Annotated in this window: 19 protein-coding genes and 2 pseudogenes; 13 read left to right on the plus strand and 8 right to left on the minus strand. The window is 70.7% G+C overall.

What is annotated here, in order from left to right:
- Window positions 1-110 precede the first annotated feature (110 nt).
- A complete protein-coding gene (locus ACY1JF_RS11380) occupies window positions 111-1,406 on the plus strand; it encodes a CitMHS family transporter (RefSeq protein ID WP_462704914.1) in 1,296 nt (431 codons plus the stop codon).
- Window positions 1,407-1,483: 77 nt separating this feature from the next.
- On the opposite strand, the gene ACY1JF_RS11385 is transcribed toward ACY1JF_RS11380, so the two are convergent.
- Entirely contained in the window at window positions 1,484-1,981 is a 498-nt protein-coding gene (locus ACY1JF_RS11385; protein ID WP_462704915.1) for a hypothetical protein, read from the minus strand.
- Between the two features lie 474 nt (window positions 1,982-2,455).
- Here ACY1JF_RS11385 and ACY1JF_RS11390 point away from each other — a divergent pair.
- From ACY1JF_RS11390 to ACY1JF_RS11430, 9 genes and pseudogenes are all read left to right on the plus strand, one after another.
- A pseudogene (locus tag ACY1JF_RS11390) lies at window positions 2,456-3,217 on the plus strand (2-hydroxycarboxylate transporter family protein); the annotation flags it as partial.
- A gap of 118 nt (window positions 3,218-3,335) precedes the next feature.
- Window positions 3,336-3,551 (plus strand): annotated as a pseudogene (locus tag ACY1JF_RS11395) (malate permease); the annotation flags it as partial.
- A gap of 26 nt (window positions 3,552-3,577) precedes the next feature.
- Window positions 3,578-3,808: a 2-hydroxycarboxylate transporter family protein gene (locus ACY1JF_RS11400; protein WP_462705093.1), complete on the plus strand. Its 231-nt coding sequence runs from the start codon at window positions 3,578-3,580 to the stop codon at window positions 3,806-3,808.
- A 22-nt stretch (window positions 3,809-3,830) separates the two neighbouring features.
- Complete coding sequence (locus ACY1JF_RS11405) at window positions 3,831-4,907, plus strand: isocitrate/isopropylmalate dehydrogenase family protein (protein ID WP_462704916.1); 1,077 nt, start codon at window positions 3,831-3,833, stop codon at window positions 4,905-4,907.
- Window positions 4,907-6,277 carry an NAD-dependent succinate-semialdehyde dehydrogenase gene (locus ACY1JF_RS11410; RefSeq protein ID WP_462704917.1) on the plus strand — a complete coding sequence of 457 codons (1,371 nt, stop codon included), beginning with the start codon at window positions 4,907-4,909 and terminating at the stop codon, window positions 6,275-6,277. Before ACY1JF_RS11405 ends, ACY1JF_RS11410 begins: the two co-directional genes overlap by 1 nt.
- Before the next feature lie 23 nt (window positions 6,278-6,300).
- Window positions 6,301-6,759: a cupin domain-containing protein gene (locus ACY1JF_RS11415; RefSeq protein ID WP_462704918.1), complete on the plus strand. Its 459-nt coding sequence runs from the start codon at window positions 6,301-6,303 to the stop codon at window positions 6,757-6,759.
- Window positions 6,760-6,779: 20 nt separating this feature from the next.
- Window positions 6,780-7,076 carry an antibiotic biosynthesis monooxygenase family protein gene (locus ACY1JF_RS11420; RefSeq protein ID WP_462704919.1) on the plus strand — a complete coding sequence of 99 codons (297 nt, stop codon included), beginning with the start codon at window positions 6,780-6,782 and terminating at the stop codon, window positions 7,074-7,076.
- 51 nt (window positions 7,077-7,127) lie between these two features.
- Window positions 7,128-8,042, plus strand: a complete 915-nt coding sequence (locus ACY1JF_RS11425; RefSeq protein ID WP_462704920.1) for a GntR family transcriptional regulator — start codon at window positions 7,128-7,130, stop codon at window positions 8,040-8,042.
- A 608-nt stretch (window positions 8,043-8,650) separates the two neighbouring features.
- Window positions 8,651-9,157 (plus strand): DUF3500 domain-containing protein, encoded by a 507-nt coding sequence (locus tag ACY1JF_RS11430; RefSeq protein ID WP_462704921.1) that lies wholly within the window; start codon window positions 8,651-8,653, stop codon window positions 9,155-9,157.
- Window positions 9,158-9,209: 52 nt separating this feature from the next.
- Here ACY1JF_RS11430 and ACY1JF_RS11435 read toward each other — a convergent pair whose 3' ends face one another.
- The 5 genes from ACY1JF_RS11435 to ACY1JF_RS11455 form a co-directional block, all read right to left on the minus strand.
- Window positions 9,210-10,295 (minus strand): ABC transporter ATP-binding protein, encoded by a 1,086-nt coding sequence (locus ACY1JF_RS11435; RefSeq protein ID WP_462704922.1) that lies wholly within the window; start codon window positions 10,293-10,295, stop codon window positions 9,210-9,212.
- A complete protein-coding gene (locus tag ACY1JF_RS11440) occupies window positions 10,288-12,057 on the minus strand; it encodes an ABC transporter permease (protein WP_462704923.1) in 1,770 nt (589 codons plus the stop codon). Before ACY1JF_RS11440 ends, ACY1JF_RS11435 begins: the two co-directional genes overlap by 8 nt.
- Before the next feature lie 53 nt (window positions 12,058-12,110).
- Window positions 12,111-13,283: an ABC transporter substrate-binding protein gene (locus tag ACY1JF_RS11445; protein WP_462704924.1), complete on the minus strand. Its 1,173-nt coding sequence runs from the start codon at window positions 13,281-13,283 to the stop codon at window positions 12,111-12,113.
- 116 nt (window positions 13,284-13,399) lie between these two features.
- A complete protein-coding gene (gene acnA, locus ACY1JF_RS11450; protein WP_462704925.1) occupies window positions 13,400-16,060 on the minus strand; it encodes an aconitate hydratase AcnA in 2,661 nt (886 codons plus the stop codon).
- A 153-nt stretch (window positions 16,061-16,213) separates the two neighbouring features.
- Complete coding sequence (locus ACY1JF_RS11455; protein WP_462704926.1) at window positions 16,214-17,092, minus strand: GntR family transcriptional regulator; 879 nt, start codon at window positions 17,090-17,092, stop codon at window positions 16,214-16,216.
- 186 nt (window positions 17,093-17,278) lie between these two features.
- On the opposite strand from ACY1JF_RS11455, the gene rraA reads away from it, so the two are divergent.
- Window positions 17,279-17,788: a ribonuclease E activity regulator RraA gene (gene rraA / locus ACY1JF_RS11460; RefSeq protein ID WP_462704927.1), complete on the plus strand. Its 510-nt coding sequence runs from the start codon at window positions 17,279-17,281 to the stop codon at window positions 17,786-17,788.
- Window positions 17,789-18,302: 514 nt separating this feature from the next.
- On the opposite strand, the gene ACY1JF_RS11465 is transcribed toward rraA, so the two are convergent.
- The gene (locus ACY1JF_RS11465; protein ID WP_462704928.1) at window positions 18,303-18,914 is read right to left on the minus strand and encodes a ScbR family autoregulator-binding transcription factor; all 612 of its coding nucleotides are present in this window, start codon (window positions 18,912-18,914) and stop codon (window positions 18,303-18,305) included.
- A gap of 386 nt (window positions 18,915-19,300) precedes the next feature.
- Here ACY1JF_RS11465 and ACY1JF_RS11470 point away from each other — a divergent pair, with 386 nt between their 5' ends.
- Window positions 19,301-20,011 (plus strand): HAD family hydrolase, encoded by a 711-nt coding sequence (locus tag ACY1JF_RS11470; RefSeq protein ID WP_462704929.1) that lies wholly within the window; start codon window positions 19,301-19,303, stop codon window positions 20,009-20,011.
- A 477-nt stretch (window positions 20,012-20,488) separates the two neighbouring features.
- Here the strand turns inward: ACY1JF_RS11470 and ACY1JF_RS11475 are convergent, their stop codons facing one another.
- The gene (locus ACY1JF_RS11475) at window positions 20,489-22,228 is read right to left on the minus strand and encodes an endo-1,4-beta-xylanase (RefSeq protein ID WP_462704930.1); all 1,740 of its coding nucleotides are present in this window, start codon (window positions 22,226-22,228) and stop codon (window positions 20,489-20,491) included.
- 314 nt (window positions 22,229-22,542) lie between these two features.
- Between ACY1JF_RS11475 and ACY1JF_RS11480 the strand changes: the two genes are divergently transcribed.
- Window positions 22,543-23,172 (plus strand): nucleotidyl transferase AbiEii/AbiGii toxin family protein, encoded by a 630-nt coding sequence (locus tag ACY1JF_RS11480; RefSeq protein WP_462705094.1) that lies wholly within the window; start codon window positions 22,543-22,545, stop codon window positions 23,170-23,172.
- Window positions 23,173-23,255: the final 83 nt, after the last annotated feature.

The following is a 23,255-nucleotide window of genomic DNA, read 5'->3' on the forward strand; positions in this document are numbered from 1 at the left end:
TGTGCGCTGCCGGTCGCCGTCCGAACCGACACGCACTGACCCCACGCGCCACGCGCCGTTCCGCGCCGCCGTCCGACCGGCGGCCCTCAGCCCTGCCCCAAGGAGCAACGATGCTCGCCGTCCTCGGCTTCGCCACTCTGGGCAGCTTCATGCTGCTCGTGATGCGGAAGCACCTCTCCGCGTTCACCGCCATCATGCTCACCCCGATCGTCGCCGCCGTGATCGCGGGCAAGGGCACCGCGCTCGGCGACATGATCATGAACGGCCTCGACACGGTCGCGCCCACCGCGGCCCTGCTGCTGTTCGCCGTCCTCTACTTCGGCCTGATGATGGAGGTCAAGCTCTTCGAGCCGATCGTCCAGGCCATCGTCCGGGCCTCCAAGGGCGACCCGGTCAAGATCGTCGTCGGCACCGCCGTGCTGTCGCTGTGCGTGGCGCTCGACGGCGACGGCACCACCAGCTACATGATCGTGTGTTCCGCGTTCCTGCCCATCTACCGGCGCCTGGGCATGAACCCGCTGATCCTCGCCACGCTCGCGGCGATGTCGCTGGGCACCATCTCCGGCTCCACCCCGTGGGGCGGCGCCGCCACCCGTGGCATCAGCGTCCTGCACCTCAACGCCAGTGAGTACTTCGTCCACATGATCGGTCCGATGGCCCTGACCAGCCTGGCCATCGTCGCCGTCGCCTACTGGCTCGGCCTGCGCGAGCGCGGCAAGATCGACCCGGAGAAGCTGGCCGCCTACAAGCTGGAGATCGCCTCGGGCGAGGCGTTCGAGCCGGTCAAGGCGGACTGGCGGATGTGGTTCAACGCCGCGCTCACCCTGCTGCTGATGGTGCTGCTCATCCTGGAGGTCGCCGACCTCCTCGTCCTGTTCATGGTGGCCTTCGTCATCGCCCTGCTGGTCAACGTCCGCGCCATCGGCGACCAGCAGGACCTCATCAAGCGCCAGGCCGCCAACGCCGTGCCCGTGATGATCCTGGTCCTGGCGGCCGGCGTCTTCACCGGCATCATGACCGACTCCGGCATGATCAAGGCGATGGCCGACGCCGCCCTGTCCATCGTCCCCGACGGCTGGGGCAACGTCATCCCGCTCTTCACCGCCCTGCTGGCCCTGCCGCTCGGCTTCTTCATGTCGAACGACGGCTACTGGTTCGGCGTCGTGCCGGTCCTCGCGGAGTCCGCCGCCCACTACGGCATCGACGCCAACGAGATCGCCCGGGCCGGCGCCATCGGGCAGATCCTGCACATGATGGGCCCCACCAGCGCACCCCTGTGGGTCCTCATCGGTCTGGTCAAGACCGAACTCGGCGACTTCCAGAGGCACGCCCTGCGCTGGGGTGTCCTGGTCTCCCTGGCGTACATCGTCTTCGCCCTCCTCACCGGAGCGATCAGCATCACCTGAGCCGGGTGCGGGATCTTCTGCGGCGGTGGGCCACGGGGCGGTGCTCCGTGGCCCACCGGCTGCGTCGTCCAGCCCCGTCACACGACCGTGATGGCACCGGTCAGCACCGCGAACGCGATGTACGCCAGGGAGACGGGTACGCCCCAGCGCAGCGCCGTCTTCTGGAAGTCACCGAGGTCCGCCTTGACCAGGCCCAGCAGCACCCACAGCGGGGCCGAGGTGGGACCCATGCTGTGCAGGATCTGCCCGATGGCGCCGGCCCGGGCGATCTCGTTGGCATTGATGCCGTAGTGACTCGCGGATTCGGCCAGCACCGGGACGACGCCGAACCAGTACGCGTCGTTGGACATGAAGAAGCCGAGCGGCAGGGCGAGCACCGCGGCGAACAGGGGCACGGGACTGCCCCAGCCGTCGGGGACGATGGACAGGGCGGCGTCGGCCATCGCCTCCAGCGAGCGCGACTCCCGCGGCGCGGTGTCCACGGGGATCACCGCGATGCCGCGCGCCGCGTCGCCGAGGGTGCGCAGGCCGTCCGGCAGCCGGCCGTTGCCGGTGCCGTACGGGCTGGGCTCCACCGGCACGGTCCCAGGTGCCGGTGGAGTCCGCGCAGGTCGGCGGGGAGCGCGTCGGGCGGCGGGCAGCCGCGGTCGGCCGCGCAGGGGTGGCGGTCGGCCGGGCCGAAGGGGCGGACGTGGATGTCGCAGGCGCCCTGCGGGGGCGCGGGGCCGGGGTGGTGCCGGGCACCGGGGACCTCGTGGTGCGGGAATCGGGTGCGGACGCGGGCATGCTGGCTCCTCACGCGAGCTGGGGGAGGTGGGGGAAGGGCCGGATGTGCCGCGCTCGGACGCTACTCCCCACCCTCTTTTGGTACAACAACCTTCCAAAAAACCAGGCGATGTGCTTAACGTATCCCCAGCGGTGACGTGCCGGGGCGCGGCGCGATCACCGTCCGATCCGGCGATCACTCGCCACGGACGGTCCGGGACGACCGTCCCGGCCTCTGTGACCAGACTCCGCCACTTCCCTCTGAGCCGCCTAAGAGGACGCCCATGTCCGACCCCGCAAGTCCCGCCGCCCCCTCCGGCACCGCGGCGGAACACCGGCCTCCCAGCCGGTGGCGCCGATGCGCGGACTTCGACGTCGGCGTCGTGCCGCTGCCGCTGTTCGTCGCGCTGGCCACGCTGGTCGCCGGTCTCTTCGCCCCCCGCCACACCACCGGCGAACTGGCCGTGGTCAGCGGGATCATGGCGGTCTTCGCCTTCGCCCTGGCCGGGGTCGGCAAGCGGCTGCCCGTCCTGCGGTCCGTCGGGGGCGCCGCGGTGTTCGTCACCCTCGTGCCGTCCTGCCTGGCTTACCAGGGGTCCGTGCCGAGGGCCGCGCTCGACTCGATCGGCGGGTCCTTCGACGACACCAAGGTGCTGAGCCTGTTCATCGCCTTCGGCATCGTCATCGTCGGCTCCATCATGAGCGTGGACCGGACGGTGCTGGTCCGCGGCTTCGCCCGGATCTGCGTGCCGCTCCTCGCGGGGAGCGTGATCGCGCTCGTGGTGGGGACCGCCGTCGGCACGGTCACCGGACTCGGCTTCAGGCACACCGTCTTTTTCGGCGTCGTGCCGATCATGGCCGGCGGTGCGGGCGAGGGCACCGTCCCGCTGACCATCGGCTACGCGGATGTCCTCGGCGCCGCGCAGGGCGAGCTGCTCGCCCGGGTGCCGCCCGCCATCCTCGTGGGCAGCCTCGCCGCGATCCTCCTCGCCGACCTGCCCGGCCTTGTCCGCCGCAGGCGCCCGGACCTGACCGGCAACGGCCGCCTGGACGCCGGGGACGGTCCCGGCCTGCTGGAAGGAGCCGAAGGCCGCACACGGCGGACGAGCCGCGGTGACCGCGCGGCAGGTCGCGGCGGCCGGCGTCACCCTGTACCTGGCCGGCGTGCTCGCACACGGCCTCTTCGCACGGTCGGCCCCGGTGGTCATGCCGGCGCTCGCCGTCGCCCTCGAACTCGCCCACGGCGTCACCCCGCGCCTTCGGCAGGGCTCGCGGTTCGTGTACGACTTCTGCCCGGCCGCCATGGCCTTCCCGGCGCTGTTCACCTTCGGTGCCACCCAGACCCCCTGGCGGAGCCTGGTCGAAGGCTTCTTGCCGGCACCCCTGCTCACCTGCGCCCTGACGGTGTGCGCGATGGTCGGTACGGGGTTCCTCGTCGCCCCCGGGTCGGACTCCACCCCACCGGGACCGCCCTGGTCACGGCGACGCACAGCGGCACGGGCGGTGCGGGCGACAACGCCGTCCTCACCGCGGCCGACCGCATGCGGCTCGTGCCGTTCGCCCAGATCGCCACCCGCACCGGCGGCGGTCTCACCGTCACCCTGGCCCGTGTGACCGCTCACACCGTCGGCCTGTGACCTCACTTCTGAAAGGCACCCTGTGAGCCTCCTCGTCCTGCCCGGCGACGGCATCGGCCCCGAGATCACCGCGGCCACCCTCGACGTGCTCGGCGCCGCCGACGAGCAACTCGGACTGAACCTCACGTACGAGACCCACGACATCGGCTTCGCGTCCCTCGCCGCGTCCGGATCGACCCTGCCGGACGCCGTACTGGACCGCGTCCCGCAGGCCGACGGCGTGCTCCTCGGCCCGGTCTCGCACCTCGACTACCCGCCCCGTGCGGAGGGTGGCGTCAACCCCTCGGCCGAACTGCGCACCCGCTTCAAGCTGTACGCCGACATCCGCCCCTGCCGCTCCCACCCCGACCTGAGCATCCTGCGCGACCCGATGGACCTGGTCATCGTCCGGGAGAACACCGAGGGCTTCTACTCGGACCGCAACATGTTCGCGGGCGCCGGCGAGTTCATGCCCGACGAGGACTCCGCGTTCTCGATCCGCAAGGTCACCGCGACGGCCAGCGAGCGGGTCGCCCGGACCGCGTTCGAGCTGGCCCGCACCCGTCGCAAGAAGGTCACCGCCGTCCACAAGGCCAACGTGGTCAAGCTGTCGGACGGACTGTTCCTGCGCGAGGTGCGCAAGGTGGCGGCCGAGTTCCCCGACGTCGAGCTCGAAGAGCTGATCGTGGACGCCACCGCAGCGCTGCTCGTCCGCAGCCCGCGCCGGTTCGACGTCATCGTCACCACCAACATGTTCGGCGACATCCTCTCCGACGAGGCGTCCGAACTCTCCGGGAGCCTGGGCCTGGGCGGCTCCGTCAACGCCTCCGACACCCTGTGCGTGGCCCAGGCCCAGCACGGCTCCGCCCCCGACATCGCCGGTCAGGGCGTCGCCAATCCCACCTCCCTGATCCTGTCCGCCGCGATGCTGCTGGACTGGCGCGGCCGACGTGACGGCGACGACAGCCTCCAGCGGGCCGCCGCCCTGATCACAGGCGCGGTCGGCACCGTGCTGGACAACCCCGCCACCCGTACCCGTGACATCGGCGGTGCCCTCGGCACCGCCGACTTCGCCGCCGAGATCCGCCGCACCATCGAACACACCGGAGAAACCGCCTGATGATCGTCTCCACCGACCCGGCCACCGGCACCGAACTCGCCCGCTACACAGCCCAGTCCGCCGAGGAGGTCGACGGCATCCTCGACGCGGTGGTCGACGCCCAAGCCGCCTGGCGCCGACGAGACATCACCGACCGCACCCCCTTGCTGCGGGAGATGGCCCGCGTCCTGCGCGACGGCAAGGACCACTACGCGACGCTCATCACCGCCGAGATGGGCAAGCCGATCACCGAGGCCCGCGCCGAGATCGAGAAGTGCGCGATGACCTGCGAGTACTACGCCGAGCACGCCCCCGAGCAGCTCGCCGACCGACCGACCGCCTCCAACGCCGCCGAGAGCGCCGTCGTCTACGACCCGCTCGGCGTCGTCCTCGCCGTCATGCCGTGGAACTACCCCTTCTGGCAGTTCTTCCGCTTCGCCGCCCCCGCCCTCGCCGCCGGCAACGGCACCCTGCTCAAGCATGCCAACAACGTCCCGCAGTGCGCCCTCGCCGTCGAGGAGGTCGTCCGCAAGGCGGGCGCCCCCGAGGGACTGTGCCGCACCCTGCTCATCGAGGTCGACCAGGTCGCCGGGATCATCGCCGACCCGCGCGTCGCGGCGGTCACCCTCACCGGCTCCACCGAGGTCGGCGCGATCGTCGCCGCCCAGGCCGCGGCCGTGCTGAAGAAGCAGGTCCTCGAACTCGGCGGCTCGGACCCCTTCGTCGTCCTCGCCGACGCCGACGTCGAGGCCGCCGCCGTCACCGCGGTCAAGGCCCGGTACGTCAACGTCGGCCAGTCCTGCGTCAACGCCAAGCGGTTCATCGTCGAGGAGGCCGTGGCCGACGCGTTCGTCGCCGCCTTCACGGCCGCCGCCGCGGAGCTGAAGGTCGGTGACCCGACCGACCCCGAGACCGCGATCGGCCCCATGGCCCGCGCCAACCTTCGCGACACTCTGCACGACCAGGTCCGCCGCACCGTCGACGCAGGCGCCCACCTGCTCCTCGGCGGCGAGATCCCCGACGGGCCGGGCTGCTACTACCCGCCCACCGTCCTCGACCACGTCCGCCCCGGGATGGCCGCCTTCGACGAGGAGACCTTCGGCCCGGTCGCCGCCATCACCCGCGTCGCCGACGCCGACGAGGCGATCGCCCTGGCCAACCGGACCGAGTACGGTCTCGGCGCCGCCCTGTGGACGAGCGACCTCGACCGTGCCCGCCGTCTGACCCGCTTCCTGGACGCCGGCGCCGTCTTCGTCAACGGCATGGTCGCCTCCGACCCGCGTCTGCCCTTCGGTGGCATCAAGAAGTCCGGCTACGGCCGCGAACTCGGCGCCGAGGGCATCCGCGAGTTCGTCAACACCAAGACCGTCTGGATCGGCCCGGCCGCCTGACCACCCCCACCTGGAGAACCACCGTGCACCACCACGACACCGACGAGCCCTGTTTCGCCCCCTTCGAGCCCGCGGTCCTGCGCCCGGCCGAGCTGACCGCCTTCAGCCGCGGCGGCGGCGCCCGCACCATCCCCCTGGTCACCAAGGCGACCGGCGCCGAGGTCTTCCTCACCGGCCAGACCCTCTTCGACGGCGGCGCCGGCATCGCCCTGCACACCCACAACTGCCCGGAGAGCGTCACCATCCTCGAAGGCGACGCCATCGTGGAGATCGACGGCACCGAGTACCCCGTCACCCGCTTCGACACCACCTACGTCCCCGCAGGCATGCCCCACCGGTTCCGCAACGCCTCCGCCACCGAGCCGATGCGCATCCTGTGGATCTACGCCACCGTCGACGCCACCCGCACCATCGTCGAGACCGGCGTCACCGCACGGGTGGACGCCGAGCACGCCAAGGCCGCCGTTCGGAACAACGGCTGAGACCAGGAGAGAAGCACCCCGTGATCACCGAGATCGCCCAGATCGAGATACATCCCGGACAGGAACGGGAATTCGAAGAGGCCGTCGCCAAGGCCCTTCCCCACTTCCTCGCGGCCGACGGCTGCGACGGGGTCGACCTGCACCGCAGCGTCGAACACCCCTCGCGCTACCGGCTGATGGTCCGCTGGGAGACCGTCGAACACCACACCGTCACCTTCCGCGCCTCCGAAGGATTCGCCAAGTGGCGGACCCTGGCCGGACCGCACTTCGCGGCTCCGCCGCAGGTCGAACACGTACACTCCGTCCTTGCACCATGACGTCGGCGGCCGGGACCGACTCGGTCCCGGCCCACGCGGAGGCATCAGAGGATGACAGCGCCTACGGCCCACGGCCCCACCCCGCTCACCCGGCGGACGGCCGCCCGCATCGTGGAGCACATCGCGTCGAGCGACATGCCCGCCGGCGCACGCCTGGTCGAACGGGCCCTGGCCGAACAGCTGAAGGTCTCGCGCTCACCGGTCCGCCAGGCCCTGCGGCTGCTGGCGGACGAAGGCGTGGTGGCCGCCGCCGAACGGGGCGGCTACACCGTCGCCCTCACGGGTCCGGCCCTGACCGAGGCGTCCCCGCTCCCGCCGCCCGAGGACGCCACCGAGGACGTCTACCTGCGCATCGCGGCCGACCGGCTCGACGGCCGGCTCCCCGACCGCATCACCGAGAACGCCCTCGCCCGCCGCTACGACCTCCCGCCCGGACAACTCGCCCACGTCCTGCGCCGCGTCGCGGTGGAGGGCTGGATCGAACGGCTCCCCGGCTACGGCTGGGAGTTCCAGCCCATGCTCACCTCGATGGACGCCTACCAGGACAGCTACCGCTTCCGCCTCACCATCGAACCCGCGGCCATCCTCGAACCCGGCTTCGTCCTGAACCGCGACGCCCTCGAAACCGTCCGAGCCCAGCAGCAGCGCCTGGTCGACGGAGAGATCCACACCATCGGCAACGCTCAGCTGTACGACCTCAACAGCCGCTTCCACGAGGCCGTCATGGCGTGCAGCAACAACACCTTCTTCATCGACTCCCTGCGTCGCGTCGACCGCCTGCGCCGCCTCATCGAATACCGGCGCTCCTTGCAACGCGACCGCGCTGCCCTGCGCTGCGCCGAGCACGTGCGCATCGCCGAACTCCTCCTGACCGGTGAACGCACCGAGGCGTCGGCCCACCTGCGCGAACACCTGTCGTCCGTGAGCCAGGAGAAGACGCGCCGCAGGGCGGGTACCGCCGTATGACGGTGCGCCCCGTGGTTAGTGGACGTTCACCTTCCTGCGGCTGACTACGACGAACTCCTCCAGGGGGAGAAGTGGTCCGTGTACGGGCCCCTCTCGATACCGCGCACATTCTGTGACCTCGCCAGTTGGGCGAATGGACGGGTGTGCATGGCCGTGTTCGGGGTCCTGGGTGAGTGTCACGTACATGCACGCACACCGCCCCTGCGCCCCTGCCATCGAGCGCCCGCGCCGCTGGTTCACGAACCGTTCTCTGCTGTTCGACGGCGTCGCCGCCGTAGCGACCATGACCGGCTGTTCCGCCGGAGCCTGCGGCACGAGCGGCTCCGCGTCCGGCGGCGCCGGGGGCGCGGACCCCGGGGCCACCGAGGTGAAGTACGCCGGTTTCAAGGGCGCCACCACCGACGGCCCGGTCGCCGACGATCTGTTCTCGATCCACTCGACCGGTGTTCCGACGGATGCGGTGGTGAAGGCGCGCAGGCGTTCCTGGACGGGCTCAGCGCCGTCGGTGTTCGACGTGGACGACGACGAGTGGCTGGCACGTCCCGCTCGGCAAGGCCCTGTCGGCCGACGGGCTGGCCCAGACCGAAGGGCACTACCGCGTCACCTTCATGGGCACCCCGTCCACGACCGAACCCTGGGGCTTTTGGTTCGAGGGCCACCACGTGGCCATCAACTGCGTCGCCCTCGGCGACCAGCGCCTCGCCACCGAGGAGTTCACCTCCGCCCAGCGCCAGAAACTGCTGGACCTGGTCGGCGTCTACGTCGGCTGCATGGACGACGGACACGCCGCGGTCGAGATGAAGGAGGTGGAGGAGCACCTCGACGACACGTACTTCTTCTGGATCGGCGAGACCAAGGACTCCTCCGCCTCCCGCTACCGGGTGCACAGCCCGGTCGTGCTCATCGAGTACGACGCCCGGTCCCCGCCGGTCTACGGAGAGAACACCCAGATGAGCGGCGGGCGGTGGCGCCCCCAACGGCCGACCGTCCGGTATGCCGAGCGGGTAGCCCACCGGTATGCCGAGCGGCGGCCCGGCCGGTGGCGGCATGGGCATGGGTGGCACCCCCGCCCAGCAGCACATCCGCACCGGGTGCGGGCGGCCCGGTCCCGGTAGGCGTCGTGTGAGGCCGATGCCGGCCAGGACCGGCCGCGTGCTGCGCTCCGGATCAGACCTGTGCGGGAAACAGCAGGCAGTCGTCCGGGCGGATGATCAGGTTGATCTCGCCGTCCGTGTGCCGGACGGGGCTCTCGGCATGGACGCGCAGGTCGCCGACGCTGAGTTCGTACTCGAATCGCGCTCCGGTGTAAGAACACTGTTCGATCCTCGCCCGGAGCACATTGACGGCACCCTCGTGCGGGGCGTCCGCGCGGTTCGTGAGCGTGATGCGTTCGGAGCGCAGGCCCACGGTGGCGGACGACCCCGCGGAGCAGACGCCGGCCACCCTCAAGCGCTGGCCGGTCTTACCCAGTTCGACCTGTACGGTCTCGCCCTCGGTGGAGTCGACGCGCCCCTCCAGGAGGTTGCAGCGGCCGATGAAGCCGGCGACCTCGGGGGTGGCGGGAGTCTCGTAGATCTCGGTCGGTGTGCCCACCTGCTGGAGGCGGCCGTGCATGAACACGGCGATGCGGTCGGACAGGGACATCGCCTCGACCTGGTCGTGGGTGACGTACACGGTGGTGATGCCGACCTCGCGCTGGAGGTCTTTGAGCCAGACGCGCGCTTGGTCGCGCATCTTCGCGTCCAGGTTGGAGAGCGGCTCGTCCAGGAGCAGGACGCCGGGGGAGTAGACGATGCCTCGGGCGAGGGCGACGCGCTGCTGCTGTCCGCCGGAGAGCTGGTGGGGGTAGCGGTCGCGCAGGTGAACCATGTCGACCTTGATGAGGGCGTCGTCGATGAGACGCCGTCGCTCGTCCTTGGCGACCTTGCGGAGTTTCAGCGGCAGTGCGAGGTTGTCGGCGATCGTCATGTGCGGCCAGAGCGCGTACGACTGGAAGACCAGGCCGAGATTGCGGCCTTCGGGGGGCACCGTGTTGCGCGGGGTGCCGTCGAAGAAGACCTGGTCGCCCACGCGGATGGTGCCCGAGTCGGGGGTCTCCAGACCCGCGACGCACGACAAGGTGGTGGACTTGCCGCAGCCCGACGGGCCGAGCAGGGTGAAGAACTCCCCGTCGGCGACGGTGAAGTTGATGTCCTCCAGGACGGCGGTTCCGTGGAAGGACTTCTTGATGTTCTCGACGACCAGCTCAGGCATGCTTCTTCCCCTTCAGGAGGAGACCGGCGAGGCCGGCGACGACGGCGGTGACGGCGATCTGGAGGGTGGCGAGGGCGGCGACGGAGCCGGTCTCGCCCTGGGTCCACAGGTCGATGGCAGTGGTGCCGATGACCTGTGACTCGGCTCCGGCGAGGAACATGGCGGGGGCGTACTCGCGGATCATCTGAGTCCAGATGAGCAGGAACGAGGCGAGCATCGCGGGCACGAGGAGCCGGAGCATGATCCGGGACACCGTGCGCCACCAGTCGGCGCCGGCGACGCGTGCGGCGTTGTCGAGTTCGGCTCCGAGCTGCATGGTCGCCGGGGAGATCGCGCCGTACGCCGACGGGAGCGCCCGGATGCCGAAGGCGATGATCAGCGCGAGGAGCGTGCCGCGCACCGCGTCGCCGCCGGGCATCCAGGTGAAGGCCCAGAACAGGCCGATGCCGACGATCAGGCCCGGGACCGCGTGCGGTGACTGTGCCGTCGTCTCCAGGAGACGGGCGAAGCGGAAGTCGGAGCGGCGTGCCACCAGGACCACCACCGTGCCGAACAGGGTCACGGCCACCGCCCCCACGAAGGCGACGGTGACGCTGTTGACGATCGACTCGGTGTAGGGCGCGTAGTCGAAGATCAGACGGAAGTTGTCCAGGGTGAGCAGGTCGAACGGGTTCACCAGCGGGGTGAGCAGCGAGGTGAACGCGCGCAGGACGAGCGCGACCATCGGCAGCAGCGCGCCGAAGACGACGTACAGACCGACGAAGGCGAAGCCCAGCCACTTCCAGGCACCGATGTCGAGCAGGCCGGAGCGGGTGGCCTTGCCGCGCACCGACACGAACCGCTGGGCGTGTTTGAGCAGCCGCGTCTGGAACACGACCAGGGCGATGGTGGTGAGCAGCATGAAGGTGGACGCCGCGCCCAGCAGGCCGTAGTCCGGGTTGATCGAGTCGATGCCCTGCTCGTAGAGGAAGTTGGAGAAGAGGGTGATGCCGGCGGGCTCGCCCAGGATGAGCGGGATGGACAGTGTCTCGATCGCCGTGCCGAAGATCAGCAGGCCCGCGTAGAGCACCGGTGGACGCAGCATCGGCACCACGACCGAGCGCAGGATGCGCAGAGGTCCCGCGCCGACGCTGCGGGCCGCGTTCTCCAGCGAGGTGTCGGAGGCGGCCAGGGCGTTGGCGCAGAACAGGTAGGCGATGGGGACCTGCGCGACGGCCTCGACGAACGCCATGCCGGGCAGCGAGTACAGGTTCCACGGCACCCAGCCGAAGCCCTCGCGCACCGCGCTGGTCAGGAAGCCGGCCGGGCCGTAGACGACGATCCAGCCGAAGGCCAGGACCAGCGGGGAGATGTAGATGGGCCAGCGCAGCACCTGGCCGAACACGCGGGCGGCGGGGAAGCGGGTGCGCTCCAGCAGGATCGCCATCGGCACCGCGATGGCGAGCGCGAACACGGTCGTCAGGACGGCGAAGAGGAGGGTGTCGAGGATGATCGAACCGAAGCCCGCCTGGGTGAACAGGTGGGTGTAGTTCGAGAGGGTGAAGGCACCGCCCGCCGCGTACAGGGGCTGGTTGCGGACCGACTGGTAGAGGATCGGTACGACGGGGGCGAGGACGAGCACGGCGGTGACGAGGAACGTCAGCCAGTGGATGGTGACTTCACGTCCGGCGCCGAACAGGCGCCGGTACTGGGGCGTGCCCAGCTCGCCCGCGCGCGGGGTGCGGGACGGGGCGGGTGGCGCCGGGGGTGTCTGGATGGCCATGACGACTCCGTACGAACAAGGTGGGGGCAGGGGCGTTCGGCGGGCGGGGCGGCTCAGCCGGCCGCCTTCTCCCAGCGCGCGACGTACGCCTCCTGCACGCGCTTTGGCACCTGCACGGGCCGGTACAGATGGACGCGCTCCGCACCGAGCTTGCGTCGCATGTCCTGCAGGCTGTCCACGGTGTCCTGGCGCACGTCCGGCCGGTACGGCACCAGGCCGCCCTCGGCGACTGCCGCCTGCCCTTCGGCGGAGAGCAGGAAGTCCAGGAAGAGGCGGGCCGCGTTCGGGTGCGGGGCGGTCTTCACGATGGACACTCCACGTGGCATGACGACGGTGCCCTCCGCGTAGTGGCTCCACCCCAGCAGGCCCCCGCTGTGCTCGGCGGCCGGTATCGCGACGCCACCGCTGAGGTTGATGGAGAAGTCGTACTCGCCGGAGACGACCTTCTCCACGAGCGTGCCGGAGGAGTGGTCGGCGTGGGCGAACGGCAGCAGCCGTCGGAACGTGTCCCAGCCGCCCGCGACGTTCGAGGTGTATCCCTGGTTGCTGGCGTAGCCGTAGGCGTTGGTCGGGTCGTAGACGCCGATCTTCCCGCGGAAGCGGGACGGCTGCGCCTCCACGATCTCCGCCAGCGACCGAAGACCGTCGGGGAACTGGTCCGCGGCGAGGGTCTTGCGGTTGTAGATGAGGGCGACCGGGTCCGTCGACATGGTCCATACGCCGGGCAGCAGCTCGGCCCAGTCCGGCAGGTGGTCCTTCTCCGGCGAGCGGTAGTCGGCGGCGGCGTCCCGGGTCGCGTAGTCGCCCCACAGGGGCCCCGCGTTGTTGGCCAGCACGTCGGCGGGGGAGGTGCCGGCGGCGGATTCGCTGTAGTAGCGCTCGTAGACGGCGGAGCCGCCGAGGTTGGTGGCGCGGATGTCCGACAGCCACGGGTAGCGCCGGACGAACGCGTCGAAGACCGGCTGCCAGTTGGTCTGCGAGGTGTTCGAGTAGATGAGGAGTTTCCGCTCCCGCCGCGAGGCGTCGACGATCGTGTCGTAGGAGGCGGGGTAGTACGCGGGGGCTTGTGGGGTGGCGGCGTTCGCCTCGTCGGCCGTGCAGGCGGAGAGTGCGCCGCCCAGGGCGATGAGGCTTCCGACGGCCGCGGCGCCCCGCAGGAGGTGACGGCGGGAGGGGCCGGCGCTGGACAGTGGTCCCGGTGCGGGCGTGCGGGGGATGGTGGACATGGCGGCTCTTCTCGTAGGAGGCGCGACGGCGCTGTCAGCTGCTTCGAGAGACCGGCGGGGTCGGGTGACGCCGGTGGGCGTGGGGGGTGGCGAGAGACGGACGCGGTGCCGTCCGGTTACGACGCCGCGATGGCGCGGCGCACTACGTACGGCAGGATCCCGCCGTGCCGGAGGTAGGCGAGTTCCTGGCGCGAGTGGAGGCGCAGCCGGAGGCGGACCGTGGTGCGGGACGCGTCGGTCCGGGTGAGGGACAGGATGACGGGGTTCGTGCCGACGCGCAGGTCGGCGAGGCCGTCGAAGGCGAGTTCCTCCTCTCCGGTGAAGGGGTGGGCCGATGCCGTGTCGCCGTCCTCGAACTCCAGGGGCAGCACGCCCATGCCGATCAGGTTGTTGCGGTGGATGCGCTCGTACGACTCGGCTATCACCGCCCGCACTCCCAGCAGTGCCTGTGCCTTGGCGGCCCAGTCCCGGCTGGAGCCGGCACCGTAGTTGCGGCCCGCGACGACGACCAGATCGTGGCCCGCGGCACGGTAGGTCGCCGCGGCTTCGTGGACGGGCAGGACGGCGGAGCGGTCGGCGGTGTGGGCGTGACCGCCCGTGAGGTCGCATCCGGCCGGGAGAAGCCGGTTGCGCACGGCGGCGTTGGTGAAGGCCCCGCGCAGCATGACCTCGTGATTGCTGCGGCGGGTCGAGTACTGGTTGAGGTCGCGGCGGGCGACACCGCGGTCCGTCAGCCAGCGCCCGGCGGCGCTGCGCGCCCCGATCGCACCGGCCGGCGAGATGTGGTCCGTGGTGACGTCGTCGCCCAGCACCATCAGCACCTTGGCCCGCTCGACGCGCAGCCGGTCGGGCGGCGAGGCGGACAGGCCCGTGAGGTGAGGGGGGCGGCGGATGTAGGTGGAGTCCGGATTCCAGGGGAAGCGGACGCCGTCGGGCGCCTCGATCTCGTGCCACGCGCGGGTGCCCTCGCGCAGCCGGGTGGCGTTGGCCCGGAACATCTCGGGCCGTACGGAGGCGGCGACGCGCGCGGCGACCTCCTCGTCGGTGGGCCACAGGTCCTTCAGGAACACAGGGGTGCCGTCCGGGCCGGTACCGAGCGGGTCGCGCTCGAAGTCGTGCAGGATCGAGCCGGCCAGCGCGTACGCCACGACCAGCGGTGGCGAGGCGAGGTAGGACTGGGCGACGCGCGGGTTGACGCGGCCGGCGAAGTTGCGGTTGCCGGACAGGACGGCCACCGGATCGATGTGGGCGTCGGCGGTGAGCCGCTCCAGCTCGGGGTGGAGCGGGCCCGAGTTGCCGATGCAGGTCATGCAGCCGAAGCCGACGACGTGGAAGCCGGTCTCCGCCAAGGGGGCCAGGAGCCCGGCCTCGCGCAGGTAGTCCTCGACGACCCGTGAGCCGGGGGACAGGGACGTCTTCACCCAGGGCTTCGCCGTGAGCCCGGCCCGCCGTGCCCGTTCGGCGAGGAGCGCCGCCTGCACGACCAGCGTCGGATTGGCGGTGTTGGTGCAGCTGGTGATGGCCGCGATGGCGACCGGCCCCTCGGGGAGCCGCTCCCCGAACTCCGTCGTGTGCGCAGTCCGACCGGTGGTGGTGGACCGGAAGGACCCGGGCACCCGGGACAGCGGAAGCCGCTGATGGGGCAGATCCGGGCCGGCCACGCTCGGCTCCACCGTCGCCAGATCGAGGTCGATGACCTCGTCGTAGCGCGGCTCGGGCCGGTCGGCGGTGCGCTTGAGACCCTGCGCGGTCAGGTAGGCGTCGACCAGTTGTACGTGTGCCTCGTCGCGGCCGGTCAGCCGCAGGTAGGCGGCGGTCTCGTCGTCGTACGGGAAGTAGACGCAGGTCGCCCCGTACTCGGGTGCCATGTTGGAGACCGCGGCGCGCTCCGCCCACCCGAGCGTGGCCGCACCGGGGCCGCAGAACTCCACGAACCGGTCCACCACGCCCTTGGCGCGCAGCAGTTCGGTGAGGGTGAGCGCCAGATCGGTGGCGCCGACGCCGGGCCGCAGCCGCCCGGTCAGGCGCACGCCCACCACGCGCGGGTACGGGATGGTGACCGCCTCGCCCAGCATGGCGGCCTGCCCCTCCAGTCCGCCCACGCCCCAGCCGACGACTCCCAAGGCGTTGATCATCGGGGTGTGGCTGTCGGTGGCGACGAGCACGTCCGGGTGCAGCCAGGGCAGGCCGCCCTCGTCCGGGTCCTCGTCGAGCCAGACCACGCGGGCCAGGACCTCCATGTTGACCTGGTGGATGATGCCGGTGCCGGGCGGCACGACCCGGAATCCGCGCAGGCTGCGCTCGGCCCACTTCACGAACGCGTAGCGCTCGCTGTTACGGCGGAAGTCGATGAGCAGGTTGCGTTCGACGGCGTCGGGGTGCCCGTACTCCTCGACGATGACCGAGTGGTCGACGGTCAGGTCGACGGGGACGGCCGGTTGCAGCCGCCCCGGGTCACCGCCGAGTTCGGCGACGCTGTCGCGCAGGGCGGCGAAGTCGGCGAGGGCGGGCAGGCACGTGGTGTCGTGCAGCATGATCCGGTTCGGGTGCACCGGGAGTTCGCAGTCACCGTGGCCCGAGCGGGCACGGGCCAGTACGTCGCCGAGCGCGGCGGGGGAACGGCGGGCGACGTTCTCCAGCAGCACCCGGACCGCGTACGGCAGTTCGGCGAGCCGCTCGGCGGGCAGCAGCCCGGCCAGCGGCTGGTACCGGTACGAGTGCCCTGCGACGGTCAGGACGGCGGTGACGGTGGGGTCCGTGCTGGGGTCTGTGCTCATGGTCCCTGCTGTCGTTCCGGGAAGAGGAGCCCAGGGGCGCATGGCGCCGGGCGCGGCCCATATTGTCTCAAGCTGCTGATTGATACAACCGTTGGAGCGCCGGATTCTCGAAAACCCCCGACGGCGGGGAAGGGCACCCGGGACGTGAGGCGCTCAGCCCCGCGTCTTGATGACGCGGACCTTGTCCAGGTGGCGGCGCAGGAAGGCGGCCGCCTCCTCGAGCTTCCCGTCCTCCACCAGGTCGAGCATGTGCAGGTGCTCGCGGGCCTGGCCGGCCAGGCGGGAGCGGTCGACCTGGTGGCGGTACTCGATGAGGCGGCGCAGCCGGTGCTGGCGGCGGGCGGCGTCCAGGAGGAACTGGTTGCCCGAGAAGCTCACGAGCATCTCGTGGAACGAGGCGTTGACGTGGAACAACTCGGCCCGGGGCAGTAGCAGGATGTCTCCGCGCAGCAGGGCCTCCTGCTGCTTGCGGTGCAGGGCCGCGGCCTCGGGGTCGATCGTGAAGCCGGGCTCCAGCAGGGCGTTCGGCTCGATGATCATGCGGAAGCGGTAGCTCTGGTCGTGCGCCTCGACGGTCGAGAGCACCTGCTGGAACTCCCAGCCGCGTCCACCGGCCTTGCGGCGCACCAGGTCCTCGGACTCCATGCGGGCCAGCACCCGGTCGGCCTGGCGTGCCGACAGGCCGTAGCCGCGGCTGATGTCGGCAGCGGTGAACGGGCCGGTGAACCGTCCCCCGATGTAGTCCTCGGCGATCCGGAAGTACGCGTCCTCCTCGATGTCCGCGCCCGCCGCGAGATCCGTCCCGGTCAGGGTGGCGGCGTCACGGTCCAGGAAGAAACCCCGATTCGGTTCCCGCCTCAGGATGCCGACCTCGGCGAGGAAGAGCATCGCCTTCCGGGCCGGGGTGCGGGAGACGTCCAGCTCGTCCGCCGCCCACTGCTCGGTGATGTGCGCGCCCTCCTCGAGGCCGCTGCGGCGCAGGAGAGCGGCCAGGCGGGTGGCGGTGGAGGTGGTCAGGTTGGGCCGCGACATCGGTCTGCGCTCTTCGGAAGGGGACGTGGGACGCACCATCTTATGGGCCGGGGTGCGACGGACGCGGTCGCTGGACTCTCCCTCGTCAAGGGATTGTATCTATCGTCATGGTGGTGCAAAGTGTGGCCGGGGTGCTGATGCGCGCCTCTGTGAAGCCAGGAGCAATGAGAGGCAGCGCCTACAACGATGCAGTTGATTCCCGTTCCCACCGCCGACCTGGCCGACCAGTACGGCCACCGACTGCGTGTCTGCGGTGTGCAGTTCACCACCTATGGGGGACTGCGCTCCTTCGCCGGCCCGGTGCGGACCGTCTCCTGTCGCGAGGACAACGCCTTGCTGCACGAATTGCTCCGTTCACCCGGTGACGGGGCCGTCGTGGTGGTCGACGGCGGCGGCTCCCTCGACACCACGCTCTTCGGTGATCGAATGGCCACCAGGGCCCGGGACAACGGATGGGCGGGGGTCGTCGTGTACGGTGCCGTCCGCGACAGCGTCGCACTGGGCGGCATACGGCTCGGTGTGCAGGCGTTGGGCACCAATCCGCGCAGAGCGGACAAGGCGGGGCGGGGAGCGGTGGACGTGCCCGTCTCCTTCGGCGGGGTCACGTTCGCCGTCGGTGATGTCCTGCACGCCGATGAGGACGGGGTGGTGCTGCTCCCGGCCGGTCAGGGCCCTCAGGCGCCTGTTTCAGGGTGAGCGGCCGCAGCGGGCCGGGCTTGTCGTCGGGCGGCTCGGGGACGTCGCTGAGTGAATCGTCGTCCGTCGACGCGCTCTTGCGGATAACGGTTCCGCGCCGCGCCGTCGAGCGCGCGCCGATGGCGTCCCGCCGAGTGGTGGAGCCGATCAAGCTGACGGAATCTCCAGGTCGCGGCCCGAATCGCCCCCGCCGGAGGCCCCGTTGAGGCTCGCTGGGCCAGGACCAGCGGTTGACGCACGACGGCCGGCCGCGGCACGTACCGGACGGCTCCGAAGCGGAAGCGGCGGACCGTGATCGGCTACACCACGACCGGGGACACGACCCCGGAGACCGCACCCGCCGGCCGGCAACGCCTCACGGCTCCTGGCGAACCCGTTGAGCGTGGCGCTGTGGGTGATCGCGCAGGTGGCGGGCCCGGGGAAGGCTTCGTGGATGTCGTCGCGCACTCCCTGGCGGTCCCAGGCGGTCCATGACCACCGCACCGGGTCGGCGTGCCCTTCCGGAGTATGTGTCTCACCGGCCTGTCCGGAGGTTTCGGGGGGACGGTTGCGGCCGGAGGGAGGGGAGGGTCAGGTGCCACCAGTCGGTCAGGCGGTCGTCGAGGACGGTTGTGCCCTCGAGTGCCTCGGTGAGGGTGCACAGGCCGAAGAACGCGGGCACCAGGGCGCGAGCCGCGCGTGCGGGGCGCACGCGCTCGTCGACGTGCCCTGCCAGGCGGGCCTGCGCGAGCAGTCGCGTGGTGGCGGCGGTCCAGAGCGCGAAGGGGTCGGGGACGGGAGCTTTGATGACGGTGCGCTCGGCCCACAGACGGGCCCCGGCACGCGTCACGGGGTCCCGGGTGAGGGCGTGGGCGATGTCGTAGCTGAGTGCGACGAGCCGTTCGAGCGGGGGGACGGTCTCGTCCCCGTAGCGCGCTGCGAGCTGGGACCAGGTGGCGAACCGGTCCTCGACGACGGCGACGGCGATTCCTTCCTTGCCGGTGTAGTGGAAGTAGACCGCACCGCTGGTCCGGCCCGACCTCGCGCTTATGTCGTTGACGCTGGTGGCCGCGTATCCCTGTTCGGCGAACAGTTGGGCCGCCGCTTCCAGCAGTGATCTGCGGGTTGCCTTCGCCCGTTCCTGCAACGTTCCGTCCGCCCTCGTCTGTTTTGATGTCGGGCCACGAATTTAGTGCGCCAGCGCACGCCCGGAGCCCAAACGGTCCCTTTCGGGCGGCAATTACGTAGTTCTTTCGAACGTGAACGCGTGCGAGTGGTAAAGGAAGCCCGACGCTCCGGGCCTCGCAGGGCGAGCCCGCGTGCCAACCAGCTTGTAGACGCGTGGTGTTGACGTTTCCAACGGCCGCGTGACGCGGGTTGCCGCATGGTCATGCGTCCGTTTCCGGCGCCCGTCGAGTCACTGAAAAGAGTTATTGCCCGATTTGCCTGGACGGAAATAACGTAGCGGAAACTATTTTTCCGTTTCCTGTGGAGACGGGAACGCCACACACATGCGAGAGCATGGGAGGCCCAGTGACCACCTCGGACCACGATCTGCTCGACTGGTCGCCCGAAGCCGTCGTCTTCGACTGCGACGGCACCCTCATGGACAGCGAACGCCACTGGCAGGAGGCTCGCAGCCGGGCCTTCCGGGAGCACGGCCTTCGGCCACCGCCCGGGTTCGCGGAGCAGGCCCTCGGCCTGCACTACGAGGACTGCGGCCGGCTCATGGCCCAGTCCGTGCACAAACCCGAACTGACCGAGGACCTGACAGCCGCGCTTCTCGACCACTTCCTGGCACTGGTCGCCGACGAACCGGTGACGATGCCGGGTGCGGTCCGGCTCGTACGGCTGCTCTCCGGCCGCCTGCCGCTGGCGGTGGCCAGCAACTGCCCCAGGGTGGTGGTCGAAGGCAGCCTGGAACGGGCCGGGTTGCTCGCGCACTTCCAGCACCTCGTCGTCCCCGACACCGGGGGCCGCGTGCGCCCCAAACCGCATCCCGACGTGTACGCCGTGGCCGCCCGGCTCTGCGGTGTCCCCCCGCACCGGGCCCTGGCGGTGGAGGACTCCCTGACCGGTGTGGAGGCAGCCCGCCGGGCAAGCCTGCGGGTCCTGGGCGTCGGTCCCCGGCCGCAGGGCGACGGCGCCACCCGGGCCGACGCGTGGTTACCGTCACTGGCCGCTCCCGAACTGCTGGCCTGGGCCCACGCGCTCGGCAGCCCGCGGGGGCCACAAGTGCCTTGACGGCCCGCCGCGGTCCGGCGACGCCAAGTGCCCACGCTCCCCGTCGAGCGGAGACGGCGACACGCTGGTGGTGCGGGAGTACGCCGCTGCCCGACAGAGCGCGCGGGAAGGGGCGCTTCCTGAACGAGGAAGGCGCGGGAGTCACCCATGACACCCGCCGCGCCGCCGGCCTGCTCGACCGGCCCTCAGGGACGGGAACACGCGAACGGGCCGCCGCCGAGCACGGGTTCACCCCTCGAGTCCTGGCGCATCCTGACCACGGTCCGCATGAACGCCCGCCACGCCACCACCCTCCTGCGGGCCCTCCTCGTCATCGCGAACACCGGGGCCAAAGGTGACCGGCGATCACCCCCCCCCGCAGTGATCATGATGTCGGCCGGCAGGAGTCCGTCACTCCCGGACCGCACCAGCCCCACCCCCAGCCCCGCGAGCTGCGGAAGCAGGACGAGACGATCCCACTGGTCGTTCGCGCGGTGCTCACCGTACCTGTCCAGTACCTGAGCGGCGAGCGTCGTCCAGGACGTCACGCAGTGCCCAGTAGGCGGGCTTCGCCTCGTACGTCGCGTCCCAGGGAAGAGCGTTTCCCGGACTCGGGGGATAGCGTCGCAGGTCGGCCGTGGAGCCGTACTTGTCGGTGAAACCCCAGGTCGAGAAGGAGGTGCAGTTGGGTTCTTCGGCGCAGACCGCGAGTTTCCCCGCCAACTGGCGGGCCTGGATGTCCTCCTCGTCCTCGGCGACGAGGACGTCCGCCTCCGAGACCCGGGCCTTCAGGCCGAGCCCGGCCAAAGCCCGGACCTTGCGCCGGAAGACCTCGGGGTCGGTACGGTCGCCGGCGGCGTACTCGTGGTCCTGGAAACCGACGCCATCGATCGGAACGCCCCGCTCCTTCAACCGGACCAGCAGCGCGTAGAGGGCATCCCAGCGTGGACCGTCCTCCTCCACCCCGTACTCGTTGAGGTACAGCACCGCGTGCGGGTCGGCCTCGCGGGCAGCGTGGAAAGCGATGTCGATGTACTGCTCACCCATCGCTTCGAACCACAATTGTGGCCGCACGCCCCGGTTGCCGTTGGAGTAGTCCTCATCCTCGTCGGACATGGGCTCGTTCACCACGTCCCACTCCGCCACCTTCCCCCGGAAGTGGCCCGCTACCGCGCGTATGTGCTCCACCATGACGCGTCTGCGTCGCTCGTGCGTCATCCCGGCACGCATCCATGCGGGCAGGGCTTCGAACCAGACGAGGGTGTGGCCGTGCACCTTCATCTTGTTGGCCTCGGCGAAGTCCACCAAAGTATCGCCTTCCGCGAAGGCGAACACGCCCCGTCGAGGCTGGACGAACTGCGGCTTGAAGTCGTTCTCCGGCGTAAGCATGGAGAACTCCTCACCCGCCGTCCGGCGGTAGGCGCTGTCCGTCAGCAAGGGGCCCGCGGCCAGGGCGGTTCCCACACGGATCGGGCGTGGGAGAACCGCCGCCAGATCACGCATCGCATCGCTGGACCGGGGCACTCGCAGGCCGGGCGCGTCCACGACGGACATCCGGCCCCGTCCCAGTGACCGCGCGTGGAGATCGCTGAGGGTCCAGCCCTTCCCACGGGCTCCCGCATCCGCGCCGAACCAGATGCGGCCACTGGCGAAGACGTCCCGCGCGGGAACGGTTCCCACGACCCTGCCGTCGGCCTCCAGCACAAGCCTGTTCGCGCGGACTTCGACGGCGAGGCGGACCTCGAGCCCCAGGCCGCTCCCGAAGGTCCGGGTCATCGCGGGTCTGTCGGAGTCCCCGTCCCAGCGGTCGATCCGGAGCCTCCCGCCGACCACGCCGATGCGCACGCCGCGCCGTTCGTGGCGCCATTCGTCGTAGATGACCGGCGTCTCACCGTACAGATGCAGGTAGGCGCCCGTGTCATCCGTGCGCCGCAGGCCGGCTTCGATCCGGACATCCCCTCGGAACACCATGCGGGGACCGCGCAGGTTCACCGGTGGGTTCGGCTGTCCGCCGGTACCGTCCTGGCGTGTGATGCGCCGGTCGAGGGGTGTGACCCGTACCCCTGTGCGCGTGGGCTTGGCGCCGGCGAAGTGAGCCCAGCCCCTGCCGTTCAGGAGGTCCTCCACAGGTCCCCCCGCGGGCGCGGAGGTGCCGGCACGGTCCCCCGAGACACCGGCGACCAAGGCGCACACAACCGCGATGACAGCGCTCTTTCGAAACCGCATGAACAGCAGCACCCCGTATCCTCAGCCCGTCTTCCGACGGCATCACCGCCCTCAGCCACACCGTCGCCGAGCACCGTCCTCCCCAGCCGCGGCAAGAACGGTGCGCAACTGATCGCGCCGCCCCGCTGTGACTGATCGCCAGTGTCTCAGGTGCGAGTGAGGGACCGTCGGCCGAGGACGGTTCGGGAACGGCGGCCGGAGAGCGGTCGGTACGGTCGGCGGTGGGCCGGTACGGTCGGCAACGGGATCGTTTCGTCCTGCTTCCGCAGCTCGCGGGGGTGGGGCTGGTGCGGTCCGGGAGTGATGGATTCCTGCCGGCCGGCATCATGATCACTGCGGGGGTGATCGCCGGTCACCTCCAGACCCGGTGTTCGCGAGGACGAGGAGGGCCCGCAGGAGGGTGGTGGCGTGGCGGGCGTTCATGCGGACCGTGGTCAGGACGCGCCAGGACTCGAGGGGGGCTCGTCGCCTCACTCACAGCAGGCCTCAGCGCGCGCGGATGGCGGACCACGCAGGTCCGGACAGATCCGCTCAGCGGCCGGTTCCTCGTCACCGATCCGGCCCCCGGCGAGGAGTGTGAGGCCGACGTCCTCGAGGAGGCGTTCTGGGCTCCGCCCGCCCAGACCCCCTACGGCCCCGTTTTTCCCTCGACCGACGACATGATCGGCACCAAGGTCCCTGCCCTCGCCGACCGCGGCACCGTCCGCGACCTCGTCGACGTCCGGGCCGCCTCCCGCCACCGCTCCACCGCCGACCTCGAATCCCTGGGCCGCCGTCGCGCCCATGACGAGTTCAGCCTCGAAGACCTCCGGGACCGGCTCATCGGCGCGGACTGGTACGAGGATGAGGACTACACCGCGTACGGGCTCACCTCCCGGCAGATCAAGGAACTCAAGGCGTGGGCGCTGGAGTGGGCGGAGGATCTGGGTGCGCGGATCCATGACGAGAACGCCTGAGAGGCGGTCATCGCGTCCATCCCCTCTACCGCCGTTGCAACCAGAGGATGCGGTGTGGCCAGCAGGTTCCAACCCGGGTTCGT

Source organism: Streptomyces sp. SYSU D01066-1, assembly GCF_054956795.1.